A 26432-nucleotide genomic window follows, 5' to 3' on the forward strand; every position below is an offset into this window, starting at 1 on the left:
GATCATTCTCCCAGAACGAAGCGTTCCAAGGCCAGGGCCACCCCGTCCTCGTCGCAGGTGGCGGTGACGGCGTCTGCGCCCTGCTTCACGTGGTCCACAGCGTTCCCCATGGCCACGCCGATGCCCGCCGCCTGGAGCAGAGGCAGGTCGCTGCCCCCATCCCCCAGGGCCAGGGTCTGTTCCGGGGCAATGTCCAGCTGACGCAGCAGATAGCGGAGGGCCTCCCCCTTGTCGATGTCCCCGGCGATCACTTCCAGGTCGTTGGGGAAGGGATCGGCAAAGCCGATGCCCGGCAGGGGCTCCAGAGTGCGCCGCAGGTCCGCTTTCGTCTCCGGGCTGTCGGTGAGGAAGAAGAGCTCCTCCACCGGCCGGGCGTCCCGCTGGAGGAACTGGACCACCGTGCCCGGCAGCACCTGCCGGGTGTCCAGCAGATAGGGCAGGATGGGCGAGCCTGCGTGCCGCAGGCAGAGGGTGTCGTAGTCCTCCCGGGAGAGGTACCCCACCCCGTCCCGGAAGGCCTCCCGGATCATGGCAAAGTGGCGGCAGGCCTCCAGCACATCCAGGCAGGTCCTGGCGTCCAGGTGCTTTTCCAGCAGTACCCGGCCGGCCACCAGGTCCCGGATGGTGGCCCCGTTGGAGGTCACTGCGTACCGCAGACCGGGCAGGTCCAGCACCGACTGGGGAAGGCCCTGGGCCGGCCGCCCGGTGATGGGCACCACCAGGACCCCCTGGGCTCTGGCCCGTTCCAGGGCCGCCAGGTTCCGGGGACTAATCAGTTTTTTGCTGTTCAGCAGGGTCCCGTCCAGATCCAGGGCCACCAGACGAATGGAGTTTCCCATAGGCTCCGCCTCCTGTTCCGTTTTTCTTTTATTGTAGCACGGCCCAGAGAAAAAGACCAGCACCTTGCATTGGACCAGCGGGATATGATACACTGAACCACACGACATTGGACGAAAAGGAGGCCTTGCCATGGCCGCTCGACCCTATCCTGTTATCACCGTCAACGAAAAAGCCGCCCGAGCCATCCGCGGGGGACACCCCTGGGTATACGGCGCGGAAACCACCGGACCGGATCGCCCCTGCCAAAATGGGGAGATCGTGGACGTGGTCTCTGCCAAAGGCCGCTGGCTGGGCGCCGGACTGCTCAACGACCACTCCAAAATCCGGGTGCGGCTGCTCTCCCGGAACACCAACGACAAATTCGACGAGGCCTTTTGGCGGCGGCGTCTCCAGTATGCCCTGGACTACCGTAAAACCGTCATGGGCCCGGACTTCCCCTATTCCCGCCTGATCTTCGGAGAGGCAGACCACTTCCCCGGCCTTACGGTGGACCTGTTTGGAGACATCCTGGTCACCGAAGTCCTCTCTCTGGGCATGGACCAGCGAAAGGAGCTCCTCTACCGTCTGCTGACCCAGCTGCTGCCGGACTACGGCATCACGGTCCGGGCCATCTACGAGCGCAACGAGGGCGCCCTGCGGGAGAAGGAGGGCCTGCCCCAGGAGAAAGGCTTCTTCCCTCTGCCCGGTCTGGCCACCGACCTGGACGGGCACGTCACCCTCTGGGAAAACGGCATCGCCTACGATGTGGATTACATCAATGGACAGAAAACCGGGTTCTTCCTGGACCAGAAATATAACCGGCGGGCGGCAGCCGCCCTGGCCCCAGGGAAACGGGTGTTGGACTGCTTCACCCACACCGGCTCCTTTGCCCTCAACTGCGCCAAGGGGGGCGCAGCCCATGTGACCGCAGTGGACATCTCCAGGGACGCCGTAGAGCTCACCCGCCGCAATATCGAGGCCAACAACCTGACCGACCGGATGGATGCCATCCAGGCAGACGTCTTTGACCTGCTCACCGAGCTCTCCCGGTCCAAGGCCCACCCCTATGACTACATCATCCTGGACCCCCCGGCCTTCACCAAGAGCGGCGCCACGGTCAAGAACGCATATCGGGGGTATAAGGAAATTAACCTCCGGGCCATGAAGCTCCTGCCCCGGGGCGGGTATCTGGCCACCTGCTCCTGCTCCCATTTCATGACTGCTCCCCTCTTCCGCAAGATGGTGCAGGAGGCCGCAGCGGACGCTGCCGTCAGCCTGCGGCAGATCGAAGAGCGGCGGCAGTCCCCAGACCACCCCATCCTCTGGGGCGTACCGGAAACCGAATATTTGAAGTTTTACCTGTTTCAGGTGGTGTGAGACCATCCCCTGCCATACCCTTTATGGCAGGGGATGGTTTTCTCTTGACAATCTCAGTCTAACATGATAGACTCATTCCAGTCTAATCCCATCGACTGGAGGTCTGTTCTATGAAATCCACCCTTTCTCTGGCCGACCATCGTCTGCTGGACCTGGTCTGGTCCTCCGAGCCCGTCCCCTCCCCCCAGCTGTGTAAGCTGGCAGAGGCTCAACTGGGCTGGAAGCGCACCACCACCTACACGGTGATCAAGCGCCTGTGCGACAAGGGCTGTTTGAAGAACGAGTCCGCCGTGGTCACCTCCCTGGTGAAGCGGGAAGAAGTGCAGCAGGCAGACGGGCAAGAGGTCCTGCAGCGCTCCTTCGGCGGCTCTCTCCCCCGGTTTCTGGCCGCCTTTTTCCAGGCCGGCAAGGTCAGCGACGAGGACGCCCAAAAGATCGAACAGCTCTTAGAGGACTACAAACAGCGCCGTTGACCCAATGGTTCGCGCCTTCGGGCGCTGAAAGGAGGTTTTCCTATGGAGTCATTCTGCCGCACCTTATTGGTCATGACCACCACAGCTTCCGTGGGCGCGCTGTACGTGATGGTCCTTCGCCTTGTCCTGAAAAAAGTTCCCCGCTGGATCCTCTGCCTGCTTTGGGCCGTGGTCTTTCTCCGCATGGTCTGCCCCGTGACCTTTTCCCTTCCGGTAAGCCTCATTCCGGAGCCAGTCACCCAGGGTACATATATCCAGCAGCTCTTCCCCTCCCCGGCCCCGGCTCAGCAGGATTCCCCCGCCCCGGCGGCTCCCGCTGAGAATCCCCCCTCCGCAGCGCCGGCCCCCGTCACTCCCTCAAGTTCTGCCCCTTCCCTCTCCTGGCCTCACCTCCTTTTTGGCGTGTGGCTCACCGGGGCCGCTGTAACCTTCCTCTGGGCCGTGCTCTCTTACCTCCGTCTGCGCCGCCGTCTGCGGGAGAGCATCCGTCTGGAGGACGATCTCTACGAAACCGACCAGATCAAAAGCCCCTTTGTCTGCGGCTTCCTTCGGCCTTCCATCTATCTTCCGGCAGACCTCTCCCCCGCCTGCCGCCCCTATGTGCTGCTCCATGAGCGGGCCCATATCCGGCGGCGGGATTACTTAACGAAACCCCTGGCCTACGCCGCTGTGTGCCTGCACTGGTTCAACCCCCTGCTGTGGCTCTCCTACCGCCTCTTCTGCCAGGACATTGAGATCGCCTGTGACCAGGCGGTGATTTGTTCCTTCCGGAAGGAAGAGGTCGCCGGGTATGCAGAGGCCCTCCTGGCCGTGAGCAAGGCGGGCACCGATCCCAGCCCGGTCCCCCTGGCCTTTGGAGAGCGGCCGGCCTTACTCCGGATCAAACACGTGCTGGACTATAAGAATCCAGGCCGTTTCGTCGCCCTGGCAGGGGTGATCATCGCCCTGCTGGCCGGTCTCTTGCTGCTGGCCAACCCCGGAAGCAGAGGGAGCCAGCTGGAAGGGGTCATGATCACCCAGGGCTATACTCTGGACCACGGCGCCCCGGTCCCCCTGTCCGAAGAACTGGTGGCGCAGGCGGTCTCCCTGCTCAAGGCCCGGGAACCGCTGGCCTACCAGCCTCTGGAAAGCTTCACCCCCCAGGACGGTGCTGTGGCCCTGTCCGGCGCCGGGACAGGATCTGTCTTTTATCTCACCCAGCAGGAGGACGGCACCCCAGCGCTGGTCCGGGTCAACCACGACGGCTACTCTTCCACCCGGAAGCAGGCCCCCCTGGAGGGTTTGGAGACCACCAGCGCTTACCAGTCCTTCCAGTCTGATTTGACCTCCTATTGCGCCACCGGCCGGGCGGACGCCCTGTACGCTCTGAAAACCCCCTACGTGGGCAACGCTGTGGCCTGTATGCAGATCCTGGAGGCCCTGAACGTCCCCCAGGTGATCGGCCCCTATACCATCTCCCTGCAAACCCAGCAGGAACCCTACGGCATCACCCTCCATCTGGAAAATCCCCCGGTGTTCCGGGAGGAACAGCTGTGGTACCAGAAGTATCTGGATGAGGTGTCCTGGATCTTCCTGGCCCTGGTGGACAACGCCGGCACCTTTGGCTACACCTACGACACCTTTACCCATGTGTCTCACCTGACCCCGGAGAAGATGGCCCAGTGCAAGGACCTCACCCAGGAGGAGTTCCGGGCGGTCTACCAGCAGTACCGCTCCCAGCTCTCTGCCCTCTCTCTGCCCGGCCACACAGCGGGTCACTATGCGCTCAAGGAGGTCCTCTACCTGCGCAGCGTCCCCACTCTGGGCTCCGGCGAAAAAGCCGACGCTGCCTTCCTCCAGAGTCTCTATGGAACCAGCCAGTTTATCGTCACCGGGAAGCTCTTCTCAGTGACCCTGGTCAATGTACTCAGCTCCGCCTATTCCCAGGAGGCGCAGTACCCCGATCCCCTCTTCACCCACACCGCCCTCACCGCCTCCTCTCTTCCTCTGGAGGAAGGAAAGACGCTGGACCTCACCCCCTACGCCAGAAGGGAGGTCATCACGGTCCAGGACAAGAAGGGGCAGCTCACCCCCTACCGGCTCTACCTTCTGGACGACCAGCTCTGGCTCAGCTGCTGGTCCAATCCGGGAACTGAACAGGAACAGCTGGACTATCTCTTCCGTCTGGAACCCACAGTATGATAAAACAAAAAATACGCAGCAGACAGTTCGTCTGCTGCGTATTTTTCATGCTGTTTATCCCACGCTTGTGGAGAGCAGGCCGGGCTTGGGAAGGACCGACTCGGTTTTCTTCCGCACCAGCTCGGCAGCCGCCTGGGTCTTCCGGTAGAGGATCTGGTTGTCCTCCATGCAGGCGTCCAGGTAGCCCAGGTCCCGAAGGTAGTTGATGTAGGTCTGGCTCACCGCCTCGAAATAGGCCAGGTCCTGCAAGCGTTTGGCGTCGATGTGGTAGGCCCGGCAGATGGCGGATGCCATCTTCTTGGGGGTGGTGTAACCGTCCACCAGGTCCAGCAGATCCAGCATCCGCTCGGCCAGGAAGCGCACCTCCATGTCGATGAGCGGCAGGACCTCGTCATAGACCCCGTAGTGGGCCACCACATACTTGGCGGCAGGGATGGTCCGGATCTTCCGCATGGAGTCCAGGTACCCCTGCATACTGAAGGCATAGGGGAACTTGGAGTGGTGGAGGGTCCGCCCGGTCATCATGGCGTCGCCCAGATAGAGCACGTCGTCCGGGGTGCGCACGCAGATGTGGTCCGCGGTGTGGCCCGGGGTGTGGATGATGTCGAAGGGGACGCCGCAGAAGGTGATCTGCTCCTCGTTGGGCAGGATCACCCGATCTGCCAGGCAGGGGGTGCCGTTCAGGTCCGGAGAGGCCACCACGTCGTTGGGCGAGAGCACGAAGTTGGCCACGTTCAGGCCCAGATAGGAGAACTGATGTCCGGCCTCTCCCAGCGCCATGGCCAGCTTGGTCCCGTAGGTCTCCATAAGGAAGGCGTTGTTCCCCATGTGGTCAATGTGGGCATGGCTGCAAATGATCCCCACCGGTTCCAGCTGGAAGGTGTCCAGGGCGGTTTTCAGCTCTTCCCGCTGACGGGCCAGGCCGGTGTCCAAAAGAATACACTGGTGCTCATCCAACCGATACACAGGGATGAGCTCCCAGCTTTTCAGCACCCAGGTGTTTCCTCTCACCTGCTCGAATTCCATCATATCGTTTCCTCCTATCCTTTCCGTCGTCATAAAACCGGGGCAGCCCCGGTTGTCGGTTCAGCGTAAGCGCCGGGCCCGGGTGATCCACGCGCTGCCCAGCACCCGATCCCCCTGGTAAAAGACCGCCATCTGGCCGGGGGTGGGGGCTCTGGCAGGGGCCAAAAGCTCCAGCCGAACCTCGCTCCCCTCCCGGTAGAACCGGGCCGGGGTCTCGGTCTTGGAGTGGCGGAGCCGGACGGTGAGTTCCTGTCCCTGCGAGATGTCTGCCAGGAGATTCACGTCCTCCCCCCAGACCTGGTCGGCCATAAGGTCGGTACCGTCAGAGAGAACCACCGTGTTGTCCTGAGGACGGATCTCCGAGACAAACAGCCGGTGCTCCGCCGGGATGCCCAGCCCCCGGCGCTGGCCGATGGTGTAGTGGTGGATGCCCTTGTGGGTCCCCAGCCGGTTTCCCTCCCGGTCCACAAAGGGGCCGGGCGGCGGGGTGAGGCCCTGCCGGTCCATCCAGGCGGCGTAGTCCCCGTCGGGGATAAAGCAGATCTCCATGCTGTCCGGCTTTTCCGCCACGGGAATGCCATAGCCCCGCGCCAGTTCCCGCACCTGGGGCTTTTCATATACCCCGATGGGGAAAAGAATACGGTCCAGCCAGGCCTGGGGCAGCCGGGCCAGCAGGAAGGCCTGGTCGTTTCGGTGGAGGCCCCGGCAGAGGGCAGCGCCTCCCTCTTCGTCCCGCAGGATGCGGGCGTAATGGCCGGTGGCCACATAGTCCGCCCCCACCCGTTCTGCCTCCCGGAAGAGGGCCGGGAACTTCACAGTGGGGTTGCACCGGGCGCAGGGCAGGGGGGTCCGTCCCGCCAGATAGTCCTGCCGGAAGGGTCCCATCACCTGCTCCTCCAGCTCCTGCCGGATATCCCCGGCAGAAAAGGGAATATCCAGCCGCTGGGCCACCGCCTGGGCATCCTCCCGGCCGTCCAGGCCGATGTCCAGCCAATGCCCCAGCACTTCATAGCCCTGCTCCTTCAGCAGGCAGGCCGCCACGGCGGAGTCCACCCCGCCGGACAGCCCCAGTACCACCCGGCGGTTCACAGGAAAACCCTCCCCGGCCGGACTATGGGTGCGCCGTTCTCTTCCATGAGTTCCAGCACCTCCCGGTCAATGAGGTACTCCAGATAGGGGCGGATGTACCGCTCCAGATGGAGGGCCCGGACAGGGTGCCCCACGGGGAGCTCCATGGCGGTGACCACCGCAGCATAGAACTGGCTGTAGGTCATAGGGCCGGTCACCAGCTGGGCGCAGGCCTGCAGCTGATGCTGGATGCGCTGGATATTTTGTTCCGCCAGCTCTGCCACAGAGCCGTAAAGGATCCCGTTGTGGCAGAGGATATAGGCGTCACAGTCCAGGGTCTTCATCCGCTCCTTGCTTTCCAGGTCGTCGGTCATGTCAAAGACGAAGGGGACCATGGCGTCCTTCAGCACATCCTCGGTCATAAGGGTGTCCCCCACGAAGCACACGTTGTCGGGGGTAATAACACAGATGTGGTCCGGAGAGTGGCCGGGGGTGTGGACGATGGTCAGGGGCACGCCGCAGAATTCGATCTGGGTCTCCTCCAGACCGATCACCCGGTCCACCGGGCAGATGAGGTTCTGGAGCCGGGGCACCGTGCGGACCAGTCCCATGGTAAAGTTAAAGAGATGGTTTTTCAGGCTCTGCTCCGAGCGGACGATGTCCGCCTCGATCTGGGGCAGACAGACCTGGGCCCCATAGGTTTCCCGGAAGTGTTTCGTGGTCTCGTGATGGTCATAGTGCATATGGGTGCAGATGACCCCCACCGGGGTGAGGCCCATTTCTTTCAGGGCCTCCTCCACGCCGGGCAGCAGTTTGGTGCTGCCCGGGTCCATGAGGATGCAGTGGTGCTGGTCGATCTGGTACAGGCCAACTGCCTGGACGCCTTCCAGCGCCCAGGTGCTGCCCTTCACGCGGGTCCGTTTCATCGTCATGGTTACTCCTTTTCTTCCGCAGGACGGGGTTCCCCCCGCCGTTCCAATACGATCATCAAAGCGGCCACATCCGCCGGGGAGACGCCGGAGATTCGGGAGGCCTGTCCCAGGTTCAGGGGACGGATGGCGTCCAGTTTCTGCCGGGCCTCCAGCCGCAGGCCGCCCAGGCTCTGGTAGTCCAGGTCCGGGGGCAGCTGCTTTCCTTCCAGCCGCCGCATCTCCTCCACCTGCCGCTGCTGCCGGGCAATGTATCCCTCATATTTGAGGGAAATCTCCACCTGCTCGGTGACGGCTCGAGGGAGGGTGGGCCGCTCCGGGTCCAGGGGCGCCAGGTCGGCATAGGTGAGCTTGGGGCGGCGAAGAAGATCTGCCAGCCGAACGCTGCTCTTCACCGGCGGTTCTCCCTTCTCTGCCAACAGGGCGTTGAGTTCCGGGGAGGCCGACAGGCCGCTGTGTTCCAGGCGGTGGCACTCTTTCCGCACCGCCGCGTATTTCTCCTCCACCTTCTGGTACCGCTCCTGGCTCACCAGGCCGATCTCGTAGCCGATGGGGCACATCCGCTGGTCGGCGTTGTCCTGCCGGTGGAGCAGGCGGTATTCCGTCCGGGAGGTCATCATCCGGTAGGGCTCGTTGGTGCCTTTGGTCACCAGGTCGTCGATCAGGACCCCGATGTACCCCTGGCTGCGGTCCAGGATGAGAGGGGGACGGCCCAGCAGTTTCAGAGCCGCGTTGACCCCCGCCACAAAGCCCTGCACGGCGGCCTCTTCATAGCCGGAGGAGCCGTTAAACTGCCCGGCGCCGTAGAGGCCGGATACTTTTTTGTGCTCCAGGGTGGGCAGCAGCTCTGTGGGGTCCACGCAGTCGTACTCGATGGCGTAGGCCGCCCGGGTCATCTCCGCCTCTTCCAGGCCGGGGAGGGTGTGGAGCATCTGGAGCTGCACCTCCTCCGGCAGGGAGGAGGAAAAACCCTGGATGTAGATCTCTTCGGTGTCCAGGCCCATGGGCTCCAGGAAGAGCTGGTGGCGGGGCTTGTCCGAAAAGCGCACCACCTTGTCCTCAATGGAGGGACAGTACCGAGGGCCCACCCCTTCGATCACCCCGGAAAAGAGGGGGGAACGGGAGAGGTTCTCCCTTATGATCTCGTGGGTCTTTTCATTCGTATAGGTGATATAGCAGCACACCTGGTTCCGGGCCGGGGTGGTGGTCTCAAAGGAGAAGGGCAGGGCGTCTGCGTCCCCCTCCTGCTTTTCCAGCTGGGAAAAGTCGATGGACCGGGCGTTCACCCGGGGCGGCGTGCCGGTCTTAAACCGGCGGAGCGTCAACCCGGCTTCCAGCAGGCTCTGGGTGAGGGCGTTGGCGCCGAACATCCCGTCCGGGCCGCTCTGGCGGGTGACCTCGCCCACGATGGTCCGTCCTCCCAGATAGGTCCCGGAGCAGATCACCGCAGCCTTCACCCGGTAGAGGGCGCCGGTGTCGGTCTGGACCCCGGACACCGCCCCGTCCTGGGTGAGCAGGCGGGTGACTTCCGCCTGCTTGACCCAGAGGTTTTCCTGCTTTTCCAGGGTGTGCTTCATGATCTTCTGGTATTCCCGCCGGTCGGCCTGGGCCCGGAGGGAGTGGACCGCCGGGCCTTTCCCCCGGTTCAGGACCCGGTACTGGATGCACGCCTGGTCGGCGGCCCGGGCCATTTCCCCTCCCAGGGCGTCCAGCTCCCGGACCAGGTGGCCCTTGCCGGTGCCCCCGATGGCGGGGTTACAGGGCATGTTGCCCACTGCGTCCAGGTTAATCGTGAAGCAGAGGGTGCGCAGGCCCAGCCGGGCGCAGGCCAGGGCGGCTTCGATGCCGGCGTGGCCTGCACCCACCACAGCCACGTCATAGGTACCGGCTTCATAGGTATGTACAGAAATGGTTTCTTCCATGGTATCGCTTCTCTCCTCAGGTGTAGGGGCAGGGGGTCACAGGAACAGTTCCACCAAAAAGACCACGCCGCAGGCGGAAAAGGCCACCAGGAACAGGTTGCCGCTGAACCAGGCCATCAGGATGCCCACCACCAGGGCGGCCAGTCCGGACCAGACGCTGTCGGTGGCGTGGATCATGGCGGGGAAGGTCATGGCGGCCAGGGTCACATAGGGAATGTAGTACAGGAAAGACCGGACAAACCGGTTCTTGATCTCTCTGCGGATGAGAGTCAGGGGCAGGACCCGGATGAGATAGGTCACCGCCGCCACCACAAGGATATAAAGGTAGATGTTATGCGTCACAGCCGGCTTCCTCCTTCACAGGGAAAAGTACCGCCGCCAGGCTGGCGATGACCACCGTCAAAAGGATGGTGCGCGTCCCGGAAGGGATGGCGGCGGTGAGGGGGGCCCATTCCAGCAGGAAGCTGGCGGCCATGGAGACCGCCACCACCCCCATGATGATCTTGCTCTTTTTGGCGGCGGGGATGATAACTGCCAGGAACATCCCGTAGAGGCCCACGCTCAGGGCGCTCACGATGTTGGGCGGCAGGATATTCCCCACGGAGGTACCCAGGAAGGTACCCAGGGCCCAGCCGGGCATGGCGATGGTCATCATGCCGAAGTAGTAGAAGGGGTTGAGCTTTCCCTCCTCGGCGATGGCCATGCCGAAGATCTCATCGTTGACGTTAAACCCGATGACCAGCCGGTGCCAGAGCTTGGCGGTGGAGGGCAGCTTCTGGCTGAGAGAGCAGGACATAAGGATATACCGTGCGTTGGTCACCGCCTCCATAATGGCGATCTCCAGGTAGCCGCTGTTGGCGGCGATCATGGTGAAGGCGGCGTACTGCCCGGCAGAGGCGTTCACCAGCAAGCTGGTGAGGGTCGCCTGCAGGGCGGTCATCCCTGCGTTTTTGGCGGTGATGCCCAGGGTAAAGGACACCGCCAGATATCCCAGGGAGATGGGGATCCCCACGCGGAGTCCCCGCAAATATTGTTTCCGGTTCATGGGTGTGCAGCTTCTTTCTCTTTTCTCTTTGGCGGATGGGTCATTGCAGGACGACAAGGGGCACATCCGGCCGGTTCAGCAGGCGGAAGGTCGGAAACTGTCCGCCCAGCCCGCGGGATACCACCATCTGGCCGTACTCCAGGGGATACAGGCCAGCTGTGTAGTCGGGCATCCACTCTCTTCTGGGGCCAATGAGCCCGTCGGTACCCGGCAGGCGGATGAGGCCCCCGTGGGCGTGTCCGGCCAGGGTGAGGTCTGCCTTTGCCCTGGCGTACTCCTTATAGCGATTGTTTCGGTGGCTGAGCAGGAGAAGATAGGTGTCCTTCCCTTCCCGCCGCCGTGCCCTTTGGGCCAGTTCTTCTACGGTTTCCTGGTCGGCGTAGCCGTTGCTGTCCTCGGCCCCCAGGAGGGCCAGGGTGCTGCCGCCCCGGGTCAGGGTCACGTAGTCGTTGGAAAGGACGGCGACGCCGCAGCTCTCCAACAGGTCTTCCAGTTCCCGCACCACGCCGGCAGCCCACTCATGGTTGCCGGTAACGTAATAGGTGGGGGCAATGGCCGCCAGGCCCTTGGCCACAGGCGGCACCATGGCCATCTGGGCCGGGTCGTGGATCAGGTCTCCCACCATGGCAATGAGGTCGGGTTTGAGTCCTTTCACAAAGGAGAGGAGGGTCTCATTCCCCTCCCCGAACTCCTTTCCGTGCAGGTCGGAGATCACCGCAATTCGGTAGCCCCGGAACCCCTCCGGGGCCCCGGAGACCGAGATGGTCTCGGTGGACAGCCCATTTTGCTGCCACCAGAACCAGCCGGCCAGGGCGCACAGCACCAGCACCGCTGCCAGAAAGCGGCGCAGGGCGCGGCCCCGGCGGCGTTTTTTCCGGGTCCGCTGGCGGCGGGGGGAAGCTTCTTCCCACTCCTGCCAGGCTCGTTCGTCAATCATGGTTGATATAGAAGGGCTTCATGAGGCTTTTCTGCTCGGTCGAGTCTTTCTGGCGGCTCTTGGGCGGCTCCACTCTGGGGGGGATGCGCACCCGGTTGCGGGAGGAGGACCGGGCGGGTCCTCTCTCCTGGTTGCTCATGGCTTTCTTCGCAGGGACAGGAGCCCCCTTCTTGGGGGGCTTGCGGTGATGGGCAGGCTGGGCCGTCTGACGGACGCTGTCTGCCAGCAGGGGCTTGTTGAGGGCTTCTTTTTCCTTCTTCTGTTTCCCCTTCTTCCCCGGCTTGGGGGACTGGGCCGGTTTGGGGGGCTTATAGTAGTGGTAAACCGGTTTGGAGGCCAGCAGACGAGCGGTGGCGTCCATGATCGCCTCCCCTTTCAGGGGGTCCCGGTGGGGTGCCAGCACCACCGGCTCGGCCTCTTTGGGCTGGGCGTCCAGGAAGGCCTGCAGGTCTCCCCGGTTCTGTTTTCCGTGGGGATAGGTCCGGCGGGGCTTCTCCTTGGGGGGAGCCGCCTCTGTCACCGGAGCAGGCGCAGGGGCTGCCGCCTTTTTCCGGCGTTTTTTCTTCTTCCGGCCTGCCTTAGGCGCTTCCTCGGGCAGCGTGGGGGCCGCCTCTGCCTCTGCCCCAGGGGCGGGCAGCTCCTGGGGGGCGGGCTGTTTGGCCTGCTTTTTCCGGGCGGCTGCCTTCTCCCGGGCGGCCCGGCGGGCCTCTTCGTCCTCGGGATGGACCCGGCGGCCCTTGGCGTCCTTGGCGGGCAGGTCAAAGTTTTCCATGGGATAGGGATGCTCCCGCCGGGGCACCGGCTTTTTCATAAGCCGCTCCACCTCCCGGAGCAGGGGCATCTCCCCATACTCGCAGAAGGAGATGGCAGTGCCGCCCTTACCCGCCCGGCCGGTCCGGCCGATGCGGTGGATGTAGGTCTCCGGCACTTCCGGCAGGTTGTAGTTAAAGACGTGGGAGAGCTCCTCAATGTCCAGGCCCCGGGCTGCAATGTCCGTGGCCACCAGCACCTGGATCTCCCCGCTCTTGAATTTCCGCAAACTCTCCTGACGGGCGGTCTGGGACTTGTTCCCGTGGATGGCCGCAGCGGCCACCCCCCGCCGGGAGAGGTCCCGTGCCACCCGGTCCGCCCCGTGCTTGGTGCGGGTAAAGACCAGGGCGTTCTTCACCTGTTCCTCCCGGAGAATGTCCAGGAGGAGGGCAGTCTTGTTGCTCCGGTCCACCAGGCAGACCTCCTGGCGGATGACCTCCACCGGGGAGGACACCGGTGCGGCAGCAGCCCGCACCGGATCATGGAGCAGGGTGTGGACCAGGTCCATGATCTCAGATGGCAGAGTGGCGGAGAAGAACATGGTCTGCTTCTTTTCGGGCAGCATGGCGATGACCTTTCTCACGTCGTGGATAAAGCCCATATCCAGCATACGGTCGGCCTCGTCCAGCACAAAGATCTCCACCTGAGAGAGATCCAGCAGGCCCTGGCCGGACAGATCCAGCAGGCGCCCCGGGGTGGCGGTGAGGATATCCACCCCTCGTTTCAGCTGTTCCACCTGGGGGGCCTGGCCCACGCCGCCAAAGATCACAGCTTCGGTCAGAGAGAGGTTTTTCCCGTACGCCCGGAGATTTTCGTCGATCTGAATGGCCAGTTCCCGGGTGGGGGTGAGGATGAGGGCCCGGACGCCGTGGCCCGGGGTCTCATGCAGCCTCTGTAAAATGGGCACGCCGAAGGCGCAGGTTTTCCCTGTCCCCGTCTGGGCGCTGCCCAGCACATCCCGCCCGGCCAGGCCGGCGGGGATGGCTTTTTCCTGAATCGCAGTAGGCTCCTCATAGCCGTAGTCGGTCAGGGCCGAGAGGATGGGAGCTTCGATTCCAAGGGATGCAAAGCGCGTCATAAATCTTGATGATTCCTTTCCTGCGCCTTCTTTCCGCCGGAAGGCGCTGTAGTGACCCGGTGCTGGGCACCGGCGGGCCGCCGCCGAAGCCGGCGGATGCGGATGGCCCGGCCCCTGTGGGGCCATGGCGGAGCGCCCCCGCAGGGGTCCTGCCGCTCCGCAGCGTAAAAAACAGTCAGTCTTCCTGTTCCAGGAAGTAGGTGGCCTCCATGTCGGCAACAGACAGGGCGAAGGCCAGAGGGTACTTCACAAAGGCCCGGCCCACCAGGCGGTTGTCCTCCGTGCCGGAGAAGCCCATGTGCCAGCGGATGGCCATGGCCTCCTCCCGGGTCAGACGGAGAAAGCCGTTGACCACGTAGACCGACTTCTCCCCGTGGCCATAGGGCAGGGGGTCTTCATACTGGAAGGTGGGCACCTGGGTCCAGCGGCCGTCCTCTCCTTTGACGTTCCGGGTACCGGGCTTATAGCACCCGATCTTGCACACGTCGTGGAGCAGAGAGACCAGCGCAATGGATTCCTGGCTGTACTCCAGGCCGTAGAGGTCGGTGACCCGTTCCCGGGCCAGGTAGTCGGACAGGCAGTGGTAGACGTTCAGGCTGTGCTCACACAGGCCGCCGGCATAGGCCCCGTGGTATCGGGCGGAAGCCGGCGCGGTGAAGAAGTCGCTTTTGTTGACCAGGTAGTCCAGCAGGGCGTCTGCGCCCTCCCGGTGGATGGTTTCCCGAAAAATTTCAATGAATTCCTCTTTGGCTGACATAGTGGTGCGCCTCCTGTCTGTGGGTTCGGTCCTTCCGGCACCGAACAATTTATTGTAACACAATCCATAGGGATTTTCACGGGTTTTTCCTGGGATATGGAAAAAAGAGGGTCCGGCAGAGCGCCGCCCTCTTCTTCCCTGGGGCCCGGGGAGACCGGGTGGGTCTCCACGGGGGATTATTCATCCAGCTTGAGCACGGCCATGAACGCTTCGGTGGGAAGCTGGACGGTACCCAAGGTACGCATTTTCTTCTTGCCTTCCTTCTGCTTTTCCAGCAGCTTTTTCTTCCGGCTGATATCGCCGCCGTAGCACTTGGCCAGCACGTCCTTGCGCATGGCCTTGACGGTCTCCCGGGCGATGATCTTGCCGCCGATGGCGGCCTGGACGGGGACCTCGAAGAGCTGGCGGGGGATATTCTCCTTGAGCTTTTCGCAGATCTTCCGGGCCCGGCCATAGGCTTTTTCCCGGTGCACGATGAAGGACAGGGCGTCCACCTGCTCGCCGTTGAGCAGCAGGTCCACCTTCACCAGGTCGGAAGCCCGGTAATCCAAAAACTCATAGTCCAGGGAGGCATAGCCTTTGGTCCGGGCCTTCAGGGCGTCAAAGAAATCGTAGATGATCTCGTTCAGGGGCATATGGTAGTGGATCTCCACCAGGTTGGTGTCCAGATACTGCATATCCTTAAACTCGCCCCGGCGCTCCTGGCACATGGGCATGATGTTGCCCACGTAGTCCGGGGGAGAGATGATGGAGACTTTCACGAAGGGCTCCCGCTGCTCGGCGATCACCGAGGGGTCGGGATAGTTGTGGGGGTTATCCACCCGCACCTCTCCCCCGTCGGTCTTGGTGACTTCATAGATGACGTTGGGAAGGGTGGTGATAAGGTCCAGGTCGAACTCCCGCTCCAGGCGCTCCTGGATGATCTCCATGTGGAGCATACCCAGGAAGCCGCAGCGGAAGCCAAAGCCCAGAGCGGCGGAGGTCTCCGGCTCAAAGGTGAGGGAGGCGTCGTTCAACTGGAGCTTTTCCAGGGCGTCCCGCAGGTCGGGGTACTTGGAGCCGTCCTCGGTGTAGATCCCGCAGTAGACCATGCTCCGGGCAGGACGGTAGCCGGGCAGGGGTTCGGCGGCGGGGTTTTCCACGGTGGTGATGGTGTCGCCCACCTGGGTGTCTTTCACGTTCTTGATGGAGGCGGTGAGGTACCCAACCTCTCCGGCGGAGAGGCTCTTGCAGGGCTCCAGCTTGGTGGGCAGCAGATGTCCGATCTCTACCAGACCATATTCCGCGCCGGAGGCCATCATGCGTACAGTTTTGTCCAGGGTGAGGGTTCCTTCCATCACCCGGAAGTAGACCACCACGCCCCGATAGGCGTCGTACTGGCTGTCAAAGATCAGGGCTTTCAGGGGCGCATTGGGGTCCCCTGTGGGGGCGGGGACGTGCTGCACCACATCCTCCAGCACCGCCTGGATGTTGGTGCCCATTTTGGCAGAGATCTCCGGGGCATCGGCGGCCTCCAGACCGATGACGTTCTCCACCTCTTCCTTGGCCCGGGCGGGGTTGGCGGCGGGCAGGTCGATCTTGTTCACCACCGGCCGGATCTCCAGGTCGTGCTCCATGGCCAGGTAGGTGTTGGCCAGGGTCTGGGCCTCCACCCCCTGGGAGGCGTCCACCACCAGGATGGCGCCCTCGCAGGCGGCCAGGGAGCGGGACACCTCATAGTTAAAGTCCACGTGGCCCGGGGTGTCGATGAGGTTCAGGGTATAGGTCTCGCCGTCCAGGGCGTCGTACTGGATGGTCACGGCACGGGCTTTGATGGTAATGCCTCGCTCCTTCTCCAGGTCCATGTTGTCCAGCAGCTGGTTTTCCATTTCCCGCTCGGGCACGGCGTTGCACAGTTCCAGCAGCCGGTCGGCCAGGGTGGACTTGCCGTGGTCAATGTGGGCGATGATGGAAAAGTTTCTGATTTTGCTTTGGTCGGTCATACAGGCGTCTTCCTCCTTGCGGCATGAAATCGGGACAGACTTGTCCGCGGGGGGTATGCATCAGTCATCATAAGTACGATCATCCGTCCTCCCGGGCTTTTTCCCGGCGGAGGCCATGTTTCCCCAGGTCCTTGCTCATCTGCCCGGCCAGCCGCCGGAAGAGGACCCCCAGCTCCGGTTCCCGGGCGCAGAGGTCCGCGCAGACCTGGCTGAGGGCGTCTGCGGTGCGCACCAGGGTGGCGGGGTCGGGCTGCTGGAGCAGACAGCCTTCCCGGGCCTCCCGGTCCAGGGTCCTTCCCAGAAGATAGTCCGCGGAGACCTGATAGTAGTCGCAGACCTTTACCACGAAGGCCAATCCGGGCTCACGGATGCCGTTTTCATAGTGGGAGAGCAGGGCCTGGGAGACCCCCAGTTCCTGGGCGGCCTGCCGCTGGCTGATCCCTTTTTCGTGGCGCAGACGGGAAAGGGCCCGCGCAAACATAACATTCATGCCACCACTCCTGTGTTTGGGCTGTCTGGATGATCGGGCGCCGACAGGCGGCGCTCAACAGTTCGTATTATTATACTCTGGAAAATACCCTCTGTAAAGCCAAATTCTCGATGGATTCCAGGGCCCCGAAAGGAAATTTTTCGTGGGTCTCGACGGGGTTCCTCCCAAAGGACGGAAAGGCGGCAAAAAGACCGAAAAGCAACCCCTTGACGAAGACAGGCTCCCCCGTATCATCGTTCCTGTAACCAGTTTGTTACCGTTTTGTATCATTTGTCACCATTTAGCGGAAAGGAGCGAACCGTTTGCAGTACCAATGGAACCAAGGATTTTCTCAGTCCTTTCCCCCACCCTCTGACCCGGACGTACCCGGCCCCCAGGAATTCCTCCTGGCGTTTTCCAACCTCCAGGAGGAAGCGGAGACCAGGCCGGGCCGGGGCCGCAGAAAGGCCGCCGCCCTGCTGGCAGGGCTGGCAGGGCTCTCCGCCGCCGGGGCCCTGCTGTTTTCCACCTGCACCTTCTGTTATGCCGTCACCCAGCAGGGAAAGCCCCTGGCCTACATAGGAGGACAGGACTGCTACCGCCAGGCGGTGGCCCAGGTGGAGGAGGACGTCTCCCAGATCCTGGACCAGCCCTATGCCTATCCCCAGACGGCCCGGGTCACCCTGGCCATCGCCCCCAGGGAGAAGATCCAAACCTCCCAGGCCCTGGCCGACCGGCTCATGGAGACGGTGGATCAAGTCAAGGAGGAGTATGTGCTCACCGTGGATGGCGTCCCGGTGGGGGCCTGTCACAGCAGCCAGGAGATCGCCCAGGCCCTCAGCCAGATCAAAGGACAATACACCACCCAAAACACCGTGGCCACCTATTTTGAAAATGAAGTAGCAGTCTCTCAGGCCTACCTGCCCGCCCAGGCAGAGGTGATGACTGCCGGGGAGCTGGCCCGGGAGCTGGAACCGACCCGCCAGGCTCCGGAGGAGACCCCGCCCGCCGAGCCCCCGGCGGCAGAGGCCTTTGCCCCGGCGGAGGCATCCCCGGCGCCCCCTGCCCTGGATGTCTGCACCGTGGAAGAGGTCACCTACACCCGATCCATCCCCTCCCCTGTGGAGGAGGTGGAGGACCCCAGTCTGCTGCTGGGCCAGCGCAGGGTGATCCAGCAGGGCACAGACGGGACGGAAGAAAAGACCGACCGGGTGGTGCTGCGCTGCGGCCAGGAGGAGAGCCGGGAGACCATCTCCACCACAGTGGTCACAGAGCCCACGGTCACCCGGGTGGCGGTGGGCACCGCCCAGGGGGTGGAGGGGGCTCGGGGCCGGTTTATCTGGCCCTGTGTGGGACGTATCACCTCCCCCTTTGGTCCCCGGACCATTTTTGGCAGCCAGGGCTTCCACAGCGGGACCGACATCGCCAATCCCCAGGGCACACCCATCGTGGCAGCGGCAGAGGGCACCGTGGTGTGGGCCGGCCCCAAAGGGAGCTACGGCAACCTGGTGAAAGTGGACCATGGCAACGGTTTTCTCACCTACTACTCCCACTGCTCTCAGCTGCTGGTCACCGAGGGTGAAACCGTCTCTCAGGGACAAACCATTGCGCTGGTTGGCTCCACAGGCCGTTCCACCGGTCCTCACTGCCATTTCGAGCTCCGCTGGCAGCAGGAGCCTCTGGATCCACAACTTTGTCTACCTTGACATTTTGTCGGGTTGTATTCCACAGGATACAGCCCGACATTTTTTATTGCCCAGGTTCTTTTTTGCATCAGTGTTTTGCACAGTATTCATCGTTTCAGGGAAACTTTTTTCTTTTCCTGGTTTTCTCCAAAAATTTTTGCAATTTTTCCGTCAGGTACCCCTTTCCTATCTTATAACGCAGGATTTCCGTCTCGCCCATGAAGAAATGTTTTCTATCCTTTTGTATATAGACAATAGGTTGACCTTTCCCGATTTTTCGGGTAACTTGGGTGCCAGTTGATCGGTTTCATAAACCCATTCTGTATTTTGAAAAGGAGGACCTCTCTATGCTCCCTGTCAATCCCGAAGCCATCGGCCTGTTTGGCCTCTTTGCCACCGTCATCTGCTTTGGCCTGGAACAGGTCGGTGTCGGCGTCAAGGGCGGTGATCCTCAGAAGATCACCCGTTCTCTGGCTTACATCGCCATCTTCTTTGGCGGCGTGACCCAGGTCTTCACTTCCGTCTGCATGTACCTCTTCAGCGTCGGCGGCGACCACAGCATCTATCTGGGCACCGTCTTCGGCTTCTTCGGCCTGTTCTGGATGCTGGTGGGCACCTTCTTCCTGAAGGGCGGCGACAAAAAGGTCATGGCTCACTTCTTCCTGTGCGGCCTGCTCCTGTGCCTGGTGTTCACCGTTCGCGCTTTCCAGGACGGTCTGGTCTGGCCTCTGGGCATCGACCTGGTGGTCATCGACGTGCTGCTGCTCACCCTGATCCCCGCTTGGTACACCGGCAAGCCCGCTCTGACCAAGCTGGCCGGCCTGTGCAACCTGGCCATCGGCATCATCTCCCTGTTCCTGCTGGTGCCCGCTCTGTTCCTGTAAGGAACCCTTATCATGATTTTTTCACCGATTCCAAGAAATTTTTGAAACCGGCGCAATTCCCCCGGGGAGGCTCTGCCTCCGCCGGGGGCTTTTTTATAAACAAATCGCCGTGCTGTTTCGCAGCACGGCGATTTGTTTCGTTATTCTTCCTCAAACATCCGCTCTTCCCGGAGTTTGGCTGCGATGTAGGCGTAGCTCTCCGCGCCGTTGTGGGGCAGCAGACAGTAGGAGCAGTCCTTGATGCCGTTGCGCATCACGAAGCCTCCGCCGCAGTCCTTGGCCCGGTACAGGGGACAGTAGCAGAAGAGACAGTTGAACTCCTCTTCCTTCACATCCTTGTGGCAGGGAAAGTATTCACATTCTTTGTTTTGAAACCAGGTGTAGTGCTTTCCTTTTAAATTCATCGCCATGATAAGAAACCTCCTTGGGAATTATGGGATCTGATGTTCTTCTTTCCAGCGCACCAGGGCCGCCCGCCCCTGGTCAGTCACCGGCATGAGCCACTTCCAGGACCGGAAATGCCGCAGGCACAGCCAGGTCTTGACATAGTCTTCCGACATAAGCATCAGGGCGTAGACCACGGGGAAGGGCAGCCGGAGCACATAGGCCGACAGGAAGGTCACCGGAATGGACAAAAACCAAAGACAGCCGATGTCATATTTCACCCCGGTGGAGGTGTCCCCACCGGCCCGGAAGATGCCCACCACGGCGATGTAGGGGATATTCCGGGTGATCATATGGCCGCTGTACAGAATGAGGATGATGAGGGCGCTCTCATAGGTCAGCTGGGACAGGGCACCGTCGGTGTTGAACAGGTAGAGCAGGGGCTCCCGGGCAGCGATGAGGGTCGCCCCCAGGCAGATGGCCAGGACGGGTTCCGCCACCACGAACCGGCGGGACTGGGCCACCCCCTGGTCAATGTCTCCCGCGCCCACAGAGTTGCCCACCATAATGGCGCAGGCGGAGCACAGGCCAATGAACAGGGAGAAGGACAGGTTTTCAAAGGTACGGACGATGGTAACGGCGGCGTAGTATTCGTAGCCCAGATTGGAGTAGATCAGGTTCAGGACCACGGTACCCAGGCCCCAGGCCAGCTCGTTGAGGACCACCGGCCAGGCCTTCCGAAAGTATTCAGCCAGCTGTTCCCGGCCAAAGGCCAGAAACTCTTTCACGGGACCCACGAGGATGTTCTTTTGCAGAACCGACACCACCAGGACGAAAACCAGGCCCGCCCAGGCGGAGAGGGTGGTGGCCCAGGCCGCGCCTACGATCCCCATGGCCGGGGCACCCAGCCTGCCAAAGATGAGGATGTAGTCCAGGGCGATGTTCACCACCGTGGTGAGGCAAGCTACAAACATGGGGAGCTTCACCCGCCCGGTGGAGCGGAGGACCGCTCCGATCATGCTCACGGCCATCTGGGCCAGGAAGGACCAGCCCGCCACCCGGAGATAGGCTGCCCCCTGCTCCACCACCGCAGGGGTGCGGTTGAAGAGGGAGATGGCCCACTCCGGCGCCAGAACACACACAGCGGTAAAGGCCAGGGAGAGCAGGGCCACGCAGGCCATGCCGATGCCGAAGACCCGCCGGATCCCCTTCTCGTCTCGCACGCCCCAGTACTGAGCATAGAAGAGGGTGGCGCCGGAACAGAAGCCGAACTGGCAGATATTCAGAAACCAGGCCCACTGCCCTGCCATGCCGATGGCAGACAGGGGCACGTCTCCCAGCTGGCCCACCATCAGGGTGTCCACCAGGGTAAAGGAACTGATGAGCAGGTTTTGGATGGCCACAGGGAGGGCCAGGCGGAGGGCGGTGGACCAAAAGACGCCATCGCGCCAGCGGAGGGGAGGCAGCGCCATGGGGAGGGTCTCCTTTCTCGGTTGGGCAAAGATTGGAAATCCCCCGCCGGAACCCGACGGGGGATGCAGTTGGTATGGTTTATTTGGGGATCCGTCCTGCGGCGGTTTCCAGCACATGCTGTTCGGCTCTGTGGTGCTCGATGGGCTTCCACTTCACCTTGGCGAAGAGGGCCACCAGGGAGATGGGGATATAGGTGAGCATGAACAGCGGGAAGGTAAAGGCATAGAGGATCTTCTTCGGGGCGGAGGTATGGATCTGGTCCCACTCGGTGATGGTGGTAAACATACCGATCACGAAGAGGGTGACATACATCCCCAGAATGGACTGGAACATGTACAGCAGGTTGGGCAGAAGGGGAAGGCCCTCCGCTGCGGCGATCACGCCGGTGACCAGATAGGCAATGATGATGCCCACGGTCAGGACGAAGGCGGGCATGATGGTCATGCTCATATCGTAGCAGGAGAAGCTGCCCTTGGTTGCGCCCTTTGCCAGGCCCAGCCCGTACTTCCAGAAGACCTGGAGGAAGCCTCTGGCCCAGCGCAGCCGCTGCCGCCAGGACTGGCGCCAGGTGGTGGGCTGCTCGTCGTAGAGGACGGCGTCGGGGCAGAAGCCGATCTTCCGGCCCTGAAGGACCTGGTAGATGGAGAACTCGATGTCCTCGGTAAGGAGGTGGAACTTCCATCCGCCGGTGCTTTCCAGCACCTGTCTGCTGACCAGGAAGCCGGTGCCGGAGATGGCGCAGCTGGTGCCGGTGAGCATACGGGAGTTGTTCAGGTAACGGGATTCCCGGAGGAACCAGAGCGCATATCCTGCGGAGATCCAGTTATCGCCGTAGTTCTTGGAGTTGCGGTAGCTGGTGATGACCTCATAGCCATCGGTAAAGGAGCGGTTCATTTCCTCGATGAAGTGGCGGTCCAGGACGTTGTCTGCGTCAAAGACGAAGAAGCCGTCGAAGGTATCGGCAGGATAGTCCTCATGAATGTTGATGAGGAGCTGTTCCAGGGCGTATCCCTTGCCCACTTTTTCCTGGTTGAACCGGACATAGACCACAGCGCCTTCCTGCCGGGCGATCTCCGCGGTTTGGTCGGTACAGTTATCGGCCATAACGAAGATGGTCAGCAGACTCTGGTCATAGGTTTGCTGGCGGATGCTTCGGATGAGGTCGGCGATGACGGCCTGCTCATTTCTGGCGCAGATGAGGATTCCGAAGCGGTGGAGCACCTCGGGCTTGTGCGGTGCCTGCTGCTTGGTGAACGGCACTGCCAAGAAATACAGTTGATAGGAATAGCAGGCGAAGAAAACCACTGCCACTATCAGGTTGATGATCAATAGCGTATCCATTTTGACGTTCCTACACCCTTTTCTTTCTGTCAAGAATTTTGCTGCACAAAGCGGCGCAGACAGGAACGGGCTCCTCCCTGCCTCCGATGTGTCAACATTGTGTTGTTTTTCATGTCTTCATGCGGCGGGCTGATCCAGGCGGTGCAGGCGGGCTCCGAAGGCAAGAGAACTTCGTCCGGCGGCCTGAACACAGCGGCTGCTTCTTTTCATACTATCCCTTCGAAGATAGTTTCTTCATTGTACAACTTCTTTCCGAAAAGTCAATTAAAATTCTCTTAATTTTTAAGCAAAAACCGCCTTTCTCCCAGTAGTTTTTCCTCCTCTCCCGCCCCGGGCGGGAGAGGAGGACTTTTGCCAGTCTTTTGCAATTTTTGAAAAACCTCTTGACACAGCGGAAAAAATCCTGTATACTCGCCGCAAGTTAGCAATTGCTAACCAAGGTGCATTTCTTCCCCGAACCCTGTACCTCTGCTGTTTTTGTCAAGCCGCGTCCACGAGGACGTTTCTTTTTCTTCCAACAGTTAGTCAACGGTAACTAAAGAAAGGAGCCCTGTATGAGCGTCGTGATCTTAGGTGGAAACGAATGTATGGTTCGTAAATACAAGGAGCTGTGCCAGTCATACCAGTGCACAGCCAAGGTCATCCCGAAGATGGGAGGGAGCCTGAAGAACCGGCTGGGCAACCCGGACCTGCTGGTCATGTTCACCGACACCATCTCCCACAAAATGGTGCAGAGCGCCCTGAACGAGACCAAGGGCCAGGACACCATCATCACCCGCTCCCGGTCCAGCTCCATGTCTGCCCTGCGCAGCATCCTGGAGACCCACACCGGGGCCATGGAGGCCTGAGATGTCGGCAGACTATGTGGTCGCCCACGGCGCCCCTACCCTGGCCGGACTCAAAACCGGGAACCTCTTCCCCTGCCCCATGCCCTCCCGGCACGTCCTCTTCCAACAGCTGCGGCATATCAATCGCATTCTGGTGCCCCGGGGCCTGCGGCTCATCCCCTTGCGGCTGGAGGCCACCCGGGCGCTGCTCTATCTCTTTCGCCCGGCCAGACTTCGTCAGGACCTGGTCTGTCCGGAGGCCAGAACTCTCCTCCGGCAGGCCGGGTATCCGGCCGGAGACCATCGGCTCGCCCTGCGGGAGCTCTGCCGCCGGCTGCGGTCCGGCGCCCCCTTCCCCCACGAGATCGGCCTCTTCCTGGGCTATCCCCCAGAAGACGTCCAGGGTTTTATCGCCCACCAGGGGAAGCACTGCAAATGCGCCGGGTGCTGGAAGGTCTACGGCGATGAGAACGCTGCGCAGCAGCGGTTCTCCGCCTATCGTGCCTGCACCCAGGAGTACTGCCGCCGCCGGGCAGAAGGCTTCCCCCTCTCCCGGCTGGCCGTCGTCATGTGACAGGTTTTGTCGGTTCCTGTTGACTTTCCCGGGGAACTTTTTTACAATGGAATCAAATAGGGGGCAGACCCTGTCTCCCCTGTTCCATTTCCCAAAAAGGGGGCACATCCCATGAACAACAACATCCCCGGAAAAAACAATGCGACTGCCAGCCTGGTGCTGGGCATCATCTCTGTGGTGCTCTGGTTCTTCGGCTATTCCTCTCTCCTCTCCGTCATCCTCGGTATCATTGGACTGGCCCAGGCCAGCAAAGCCAAAGAACTGGGCTACCTGGACCCCATCCGCACGGCGGGTTTCGTCCTTTCCCTCATCGGCCTCATCGGCGGTGCCCTGGCTTTCGTGGCCTGTGTGGCCTGCGTGGGGCTGTTCAGCGTGGCCGGACTGACCTCCGTCACCTGTTGGTAAGTATCCCGTATGATCTCTGCGCCGCAGCGAACCCGCTGCGGCGCAGTTTCCTGTTGTCCACCCTTTGACACCGTGCGCAGAAAGGAACCTGCTATGGCCCCTTACCTCCTGTTGTTTGGAAAACCCATCTCTACCTATAGCCTCTGTATCCTCCTGGGCGGGGTCCTGGCCTGGCTCTGGTTCCACCGCAGCCTGCGAACCCGACCCGAGAACCCCGGAACCGTGGAGCAGGCCTTTTTCTGGGGGATCTTAGGGGCCTTCCTGGGCTCCAAGCTTCTCTTCCTCCTCACCTGCCTGCCCCAGCTCATCCGGGACCTGCCCCTTCTGCAAAGTGACCCGGCCATCTTCGCCGCCCGGTACCTCTACGGCGGCTTCGTCTTTTACGGGGGCCTCTTGGGTGCCCTGGGGGTGGTCTGGCTGTTCTGCCGCCACCGCCGCCTGTCCTTCTCGGGCCTGTGCGCCGTGCTGGTCCCGGCAGTCCCCCTGCTCCATGCCTGCGGACGGGTGGGCTGCTTCTTCGCCGGGTGCTGCTACGGAATTCCCGCCCCAGAGGGCTGGCCTGGGATCACCTTCCACCGATCCTTCCTGGCCCCCAATCAAGTCCCCCTGGTCCCCGTCCAGCTGATGGAAGCCGCCGGGGTGTTCCTGCTCTTTCTTCTGCTGGCCTGCCTGGCCAGGAAAGGCTGGCAGGGCAGCGCCCTTCTCCTGCTCTACCTCACCGCCTACGCCCCCCTGCGCTTTGCTCTGGAATTTCTCCGAGGGGATGCTTACCGGGGCCACTGGGGCATCCTCTCCACCTCCCAGCTCATCGCCCTAGGAACCCTGGCGGTGAGCCTGCCGCTGCTGGTGAGGGCCGTGCGGAGACAAACGAAACCGACGCCAACACCCAGTCAGAATACTACTCCGAACTAAAAAGCCGTAGCATGGTTTGCTATTCCGCAAACCATGCTACGGCTTTCTGTTGCTTTTATTTTAATGTTAGACGTATTTCAAACCGAACTAAGACAGCACAAAATCATTTCTTAGTCCATCAGCGTCTTGCAATTAATAAGTACTCACTTGAGGGATCTCCCAAGATCACATATCCGCTTTCAATTGAAAAATGAAATTGTCTGACAAAATCACAAAATTCTTCTGCAGTCCAGTTGTTGTAGATATTAAAGCCGAATAGTTCCAAAAACCATAGTTTCCATTTATTCTGATGTTCGTCTCTGATAAACGTTGGCGCAATCAAAAGGCCATTCTCTTTTAACACCCGATGTGCTTCCTGAAGCGCTTTTTCGGGTTCCGTCATAATGTGAAGCGTGTTTGCAATGACAACAACATCGAATTGTTTGGATCCATATGGTAAATGAGAAGCGTCTTGAACCGTTGGGTGCAGATTGTTAGGTAGCGGTCGTTTTTTCAGCTCCTTGATCATGCCCGAAGAATAATCCGTTGCAGTCCAGTCCTTCACCAGCGGAGCAAGAGGTAAGCTCAGTTGTCCGGTCCCGCATCCCATCTCCAAAACACGCATATCCGATTGCAGGTAGGGTCCGATATTCTGAGTGAGCGTGCGGTATAGTTCTTGTGCCTTTTTCTCTTGAATATTTGTGTAAAAGCGGGCGCATCGATCCCAAAAGGTTTTTCCATTGTCCGCGGGACGTAAACCACGCTACACCCTGCGACTGACAGGCGGCAAAGCGCGGCTCGGATAAGCCCGCCTGATTGTAGCACCAGCTCACGAAGCAGGCACACCACGCGACGCGACCGTTGAAGCCGTACCAGCTCCAATAGGGATAGCCGCCTACGTTGCCCTCTTGCCGCTTGGCAATATGCTGTCGATATTCTTCTTGATAACTCCGTATGCTTTCCCTTGTAACTAAATGCTACTATGAAGGTGTAAACTCTCTATAAATGGGTCTTATGCTTACCCATTTCGGATAATCATAAGCCCTTTTCTTTTAAGATTAGGTTAGCTTTCGCTAACTGATTATTTTGACAAAA

At 61.3% G+C, this 26432-nt stretch carries 24 protein-coding genes and 2 pseudogenes; 9 read left to right on the plus strand and 17 right to left on the minus strand.

Annotated features, from left to right (window positions below):
- Positions 1-2: 2 nt before the first annotated feature.
- Positions 3-839, minus strand: a complete 837-nt coding sequence (locus tag SOR61_RS06925) for a Cof-type HAD-IIB family hydrolase (RefSeq protein WP_320611939.1) — start codon at positions 837-839, stop codon at positions 3-5.
- A gap of 130 nt (positions 840-969) precedes the next feature.
- Here SOR61_RS06925 and SOR61_RS06930 point away from each other — a divergent pair, with 130 nt between their 5' ends.
- The 3 genes from SOR61_RS06930 to SOR61_RS06940 all read left to right on the plus strand — a co-directional run bounded on the left by SOR61_RS06930 (position 970) and on the right by SOR61_RS06940 (position 4850).
- Positions 970-2196: a class I SAM-dependent rRNA methyltransferase gene (locus SOR61_RS06930; RefSeq protein WP_320611940.1), complete on the plus strand. Its 1227-nt coding sequence runs from the start codon at positions 970-972 to the stop codon at positions 2194-2196.
- A 110-nt stretch (positions 2197-2306) separates the two neighbouring features.
- Positions 2307-2669, plus strand: a complete 363-nt coding sequence (locus tag SOR61_RS06935) for a BlaI/MecI/CopY family transcriptional regulator (RefSeq protein WP_320611941.1) — start codon at positions 2307-2309, stop codon at positions 2667-2669.
- Positions 2670-2711: 42 nt separating this feature from the next.
- Entirely contained in the window at positions 2712-4850 is a 2139-nt protein-coding gene (locus tag SOR61_RS06940) for a M56 family metallopeptidase (protein ID WP_320611942.1), read from the plus strand.
- A gap of 54 nt (positions 4851-4904) precedes the next feature.
- On the opposite strand, the gene SOR61_RS06945 is transcribed toward SOR61_RS06940, so the two are convergent.
- From SOR61_RS06945 to SOR61_RS06995, 11 genes and pseudogenes are all read right to left on the minus strand, one after another.
- The gene (locus SOR61_RS06945) at positions 4905-5879 is read right to left on the minus strand and encodes an MBL fold metallo-hydrolase (protein ID WP_320611943.1); all 975 of its coding nucleotides are present in this window, start codon (positions 5877-5879) and stop codon (positions 4905-4907) included.
- A 57-nt stretch (positions 5880-5936) separates the two neighbouring features.
- Positions 5937-6965, minus strand: a complete 1029-nt coding sequence (gene mnmA / locus SOR61_RS06950; protein ID WP_320611944.1) for a tRNA 2-thiouridine(34) synthase MnmA — start codon at positions 6963-6965, stop codon at positions 5937-5939.
- Positions 6962-7870 (minus strand): MBL fold metallo-hydrolase, encoded by a 909-nt coding sequence (locus tag SOR61_RS06955; RefSeq protein WP_320611945.1) that lies wholly within the window; start codon positions 7868-7870, stop codon positions 6962-6964. Before SOR61_RS06955 ends, mnmA begins: the two co-directional genes overlap by 4 nt.
- A gap of 8 nt (positions 7871-7878) precedes the next feature.
- On the minus strand, positions 7879-9795 hold the full coding sequence (mnmG, locus tag SOR61_RS06960; RefSeq protein WP_320611946.1) for a tRNA uridine-5-carboxymethylaminomethyl(34) synthesis enzyme MnmG: 1917 nt from the start codon (positions 9793-9795) through the stop codon (positions 7879-7881).
- Between the two features lie 36 nt (positions 9796-9831).
- On the minus strand, positions 9832-10137 hold the full coding sequence (locus SOR61_RS06965) for an AzlD domain-containing protein (protein ID WP_320611947.1): 306 nt from the start codon (positions 10135-10137) through the stop codon (positions 9832-9834).
- Complete coding sequence (locus SOR61_RS06970) at positions 10127-10840, minus strand: AzlC family ABC transporter permease (RefSeq protein WP_320611948.1); 714 nt, start codon at positions 10838-10840, stop codon at positions 10127-10129. Before SOR61_RS06970 ends, SOR61_RS06965 begins: the two co-directional genes overlap by 11 nt.
- 40 nt (positions 10841-10880) lie before the next feature.
- On the minus strand, positions 10881-11777 hold the full coding sequence (locus tag SOR61_RS06975; RefSeq protein ID WP_320611949.1) for a metallophosphoesterase: 897 nt from the start codon (positions 11775-11777) through the stop codon (positions 10881-10883).
- The gene (locus SOR61_RS06980) at positions 11770-13665 is read right to left on the minus strand and encodes a DEAD/DEAH box helicase (RefSeq protein WP_320611950.1); all 1896 of its coding nucleotides are present in this window, start codon (positions 13663-13665) and stop codon (positions 11770-11772) included. Before SOR61_RS06980 ends, SOR61_RS06975 begins: the two co-directional genes overlap by 8 nt.
- 175 nt (positions 13666-13840) lie before the next feature.
- A complete protein-coding gene (locus SOR61_RS06985; RefSeq protein ID WP_320611951.1) occupies positions 13841-14422 on the minus strand; it encodes a hydrolase in 582 nt (193 codons plus the stop codon).
- Positions 14423-14598: 176 nt separating this feature from the next.
- Positions 14599-16404: a translation elongation factor 4 gene (gene lepA, locus SOR61_RS06990; RefSeq protein WP_320611952.1), complete on the minus strand. Its 1806-nt coding sequence runs from the start codon at positions 16402-16404 to the stop codon at positions 14599-14601.
- Positions 16405-16681: 277 nt separating this feature from the next.
- Positions 16682-16894 (minus strand): annotated as a pseudogene (locus tag SOR61_RS06995) (helix-turn-helix domain-containing protein); the annotation flags it as partial.
- A 302-nt stretch (positions 16895-17196) separates the two neighbouring features.
- Here SOR61_RS06995 and SOR61_RS07000 point away from each other — a divergent pair.
- Together SOR61_RS07000 and SOR61_RS07005 are read left to right on the plus strand one after the other, a co-directional pair.
- Positions 17197-18579 (plus strand): peptidoglycan DD-metalloendopeptidase family protein, encoded by a 1383-nt coding sequence (locus SOR61_RS07000; protein ID WP_320611953.1) that lies wholly within the window; start codon positions 17197-17199, stop codon positions 18577-18579.
- 326 nt (positions 18580-18905) lie between these two features.
- Positions 18906-19442 (plus strand): hypothetical protein, encoded by a 537-nt coding sequence (locus SOR61_RS07005; RefSeq protein WP_320611954.1) that lies wholly within the window; start codon positions 18906-18908, stop codon positions 19440-19442.
- Between the two features lie 140 nt (positions 19443-19582).
- On the opposite strand, the gene SOR61_RS07010 is transcribed toward SOR61_RS07005, so the two are convergent.
- The 3 genes from SOR61_RS07010 to SOR61_RS07020 form a co-directional block, all read right to left on the minus strand.
- Positions 19583-19852, minus strand: a complete 270-nt coding sequence (locus SOR61_RS07010; protein WP_320611955.1) for a cysteine-rich small domain-containing protein — start codon at positions 19850-19852, stop codon at positions 19583-19585.
- 21 nt (positions 19853-19873) lie between these two features.
- Positions 19874-21298, minus strand: coding sequence for an MATE family efflux transporter (locus tag SOR61_RS07015; RefSeq protein ID WP_320611956.1), 1425 nt, complete (start codon positions 21296-21298; stop codon positions 19874-19876).
- 79 nt (positions 21299-21377) lie between these two features.
- Positions 21378-22640 carry a glycosyltransferase family 2 protein gene (locus SOR61_RS07020; protein ID WP_320611957.1) on the minus strand — a complete coding sequence of 421 codons (1263 nt, stop codon included), beginning with the start codon at positions 22638-22640 and terminating at the stop codon, positions 21378-21380.
- Between the two features lie 554 nt (positions 22641-23194).
- On the opposite strand from SOR61_RS07020, the gene SOR61_RS07025 reads away from it, so the two are divergent.
- The 4 genes from SOR61_RS07025 to SOR61_RS07040 all read left to right on the plus strand — a co-directional run bounded on the left by SOR61_RS07025 (position 23195) and on the right by SOR61_RS07040 (position 25358).
- Positions 23195-23488, plus strand: coding sequence for a DUF2325 domain-containing protein (locus SOR61_RS07025; protein WP_320611958.1), 294 nt, complete (start codon positions 23195-23197; stop codon positions 23486-23488).
- Position 23489: 1 nt separating this feature from the next.
- Positions 23490-24041, plus strand: coding sequence for a DUF3793 family protein (locus SOR61_RS07030; protein WP_320611959.1), 552 nt, complete (start codon positions 23490-23492; stop codon positions 24039-24041).
- A gap of 111 nt (positions 24042-24152) precedes the next feature.
- The gene (locus tag SOR61_RS07035; protein ID WP_320611960.1) at positions 24153-24446 is read left to right on the plus strand and encodes a hypothetical protein; all 294 of its coding nucleotides are present in this window, start codon (positions 24153-24155) and stop codon (positions 24444-24446) included.
- 93 nt (positions 24447-24539) lie between these two features.
- Positions 24540-25358 carry a prolipoprotein diacylglyceryl transferase family protein gene (locus SOR61_RS07040; RefSeq protein ID WP_320611961.1) on the plus strand — a complete coding sequence of 273 codons (819 nt, stop codon included), beginning with the start codon at positions 24540-24542 and terminating at the stop codon, positions 25356-25358.
- Positions 25359-25476: 118 nt separating this feature from the next.
- Here SOR61_RS07040 and SOR61_RS07045 read toward each other — a convergent pair whose 3' ends face one another.
- Together SOR61_RS07045 and SOR61_RS07050 are read right to left on the minus strand one after the other, a co-directional pair.
- Positions 25477-26034 (minus strand): class I SAM-dependent methyltransferase, encoded by a 558-nt coding sequence (locus SOR61_RS07045; RefSeq protein ID WP_320611962.1) that lies wholly within the window; start codon positions 26032-26034, stop codon positions 25477-25479.
- A gap of 40 nt (positions 26035-26074) precedes the next feature.
- A pseudogene (locus SOR61_RS07050) lies at positions 26075-26260 on the minus strand (CHAP domain-containing protein); the annotation flags it as partial.
- Between the last annotated feature and the right edge of the window lie 172 nt (positions 26261-26432).

The organism is Evtepia sp. (assembly GCF_034090835.1).
Lineage (GTDB): Bacteria > Bacillota > Clostridia > Oscillospirales > Oscillospiraceae > Evtepia.

Bases quoted from the DNA above. Each gene is read 5' to 3' on its own strand.
- SOR61_RS06925 (WP_320611939.1), bottom strand. From the start codon at position 839: ATGGGAAACTCCATTCGTCTGGTGGCCCTGGATCTGGACGGGACCCTG.
- SOR61_RS06930 (WP_320611940.1), top strand. From the start codon at position 970: ATGGCCGCTCGACCCTATCCTGTTATCACCGTCAACGAAAAAGCCGCC.
- SOR61_RS06935 (WP_320611941.1), top strand. From the start codon at position 2,307: ATGAAATCCACCCTTTCTCTGGCCGACCATCGTCTGCTGGACCTGGTC.
- SOR61_RS06940 (WP_320611942.1), top strand. From the start codon at position 2,712: ATGGAGTCATTCTGCCGCACCTTATTGGTCATGACCACCACAGCTTCC.
- SOR61_RS06945 (WP_320611943.1), bottom strand. From the start codon at position 5,879: ATGATGGAATTCGAGCAGGTGAGAGGAAACACCTGGGTGCTGAAAAGC.
- SOR61_RS06955 (WP_320611945.1), bottom strand. From the start codon at position 7,870: ATGAAACGGACCCGCGTGAAGGGCAGCACCTGGGCGCTGGAAGGCGTC.
- mnmG (WP_320611946.1), bottom strand. From the start codon at position 9,795: ATGGAAGAAACCATTTCTGTACATACCTATGAAGCCGGTACCTATGAC.
- SOR61_RS06970 (WP_320611948.1), bottom strand. From the start codon at position 10,840: ATGAACCGGAAACAATATTTGCGGGGACTCCGCGTGGGGATCCCCATC.
- SOR61_RS06975 (WP_320611949.1), bottom strand. From the start codon at position 11,777: ATGATTGACGAACGAGCCTGGCAGGAGTGGGAAGAAGCTTCCCCCCGC.
- SOR61_RS06980 (WP_320611950.1), bottom strand. From the start codon at position 13,665: ATGACGCGCTTTGCATCCCTTGGAATCGAAGCTCCCATCCTCTCGGCC.
- SOR61_RS06985 (WP_320611951.1), bottom strand. From the start codon at position 14,422: ATGTCAGCCAAAGAGGAATTCATTGAAATTTTTCGGGAAACCATCCAC.
- lepA (WP_320611952.1), bottom strand. From the start codon at position 16,404: ATGACCGACCAAAGCAAAATCAGAAACTTTTCCATCATCGCCCACATT.
- SOR61_RS07005 (WP_320611954.1), top strand. From the start codon at position 18,906: ATGCTCCCTGTCAATCCCGAAGCCATCGGCCTGTTTGGCCTCTTTGCC.
- SOR61_RS07010 (WP_320611955.1), bottom strand. From the start codon at position 19,852: ATGGCGATGAATTTAAAAGGAAAGCACTACACCTGGTTTCAAAACAAA.
- SOR61_RS07015 (WP_320611956.1), bottom strand. From the start codon at position 21,298: ATGGCGCTGCCTCCCCTCCGCTGGCGCGATGGCGTCTTTTGGTCCACC.
- SOR61_RS07020 (WP_320611957.1), bottom strand. From the start codon at position 22,640: ATGGATACGCTATTGATCATCAACCTGATAGTGGCAGTGGTTTTCTTC.
- SOR61_RS07025 (WP_320611958.1), top strand. From the start codon at position 23,195: ATGAGCGTCGTGATCTTAGGTGGAAACGAATGTATGGTTCGTAAATAC.
- SOR61_RS07030 (WP_320611959.1), top strand. From the start codon at position 23,490: ATGTCGGCAGACTATGTGGTCGCCCACGGCGCCCCTACCCTGGCCGGA.
- SOR61_RS07035 (WP_320611960.1), top strand. From the start codon at position 24,153: ATGAACAACAACATCCCCGGAAAAAACAATGCGACTGCCAGCCTGGTG.
- SOR61_RS07040 (WP_320611961.1), top strand. From the start codon at position 24,540: ATGGCCCCTTACCTCCTGTTGTTTGGAAAACCCATCTCTACCTATAGC.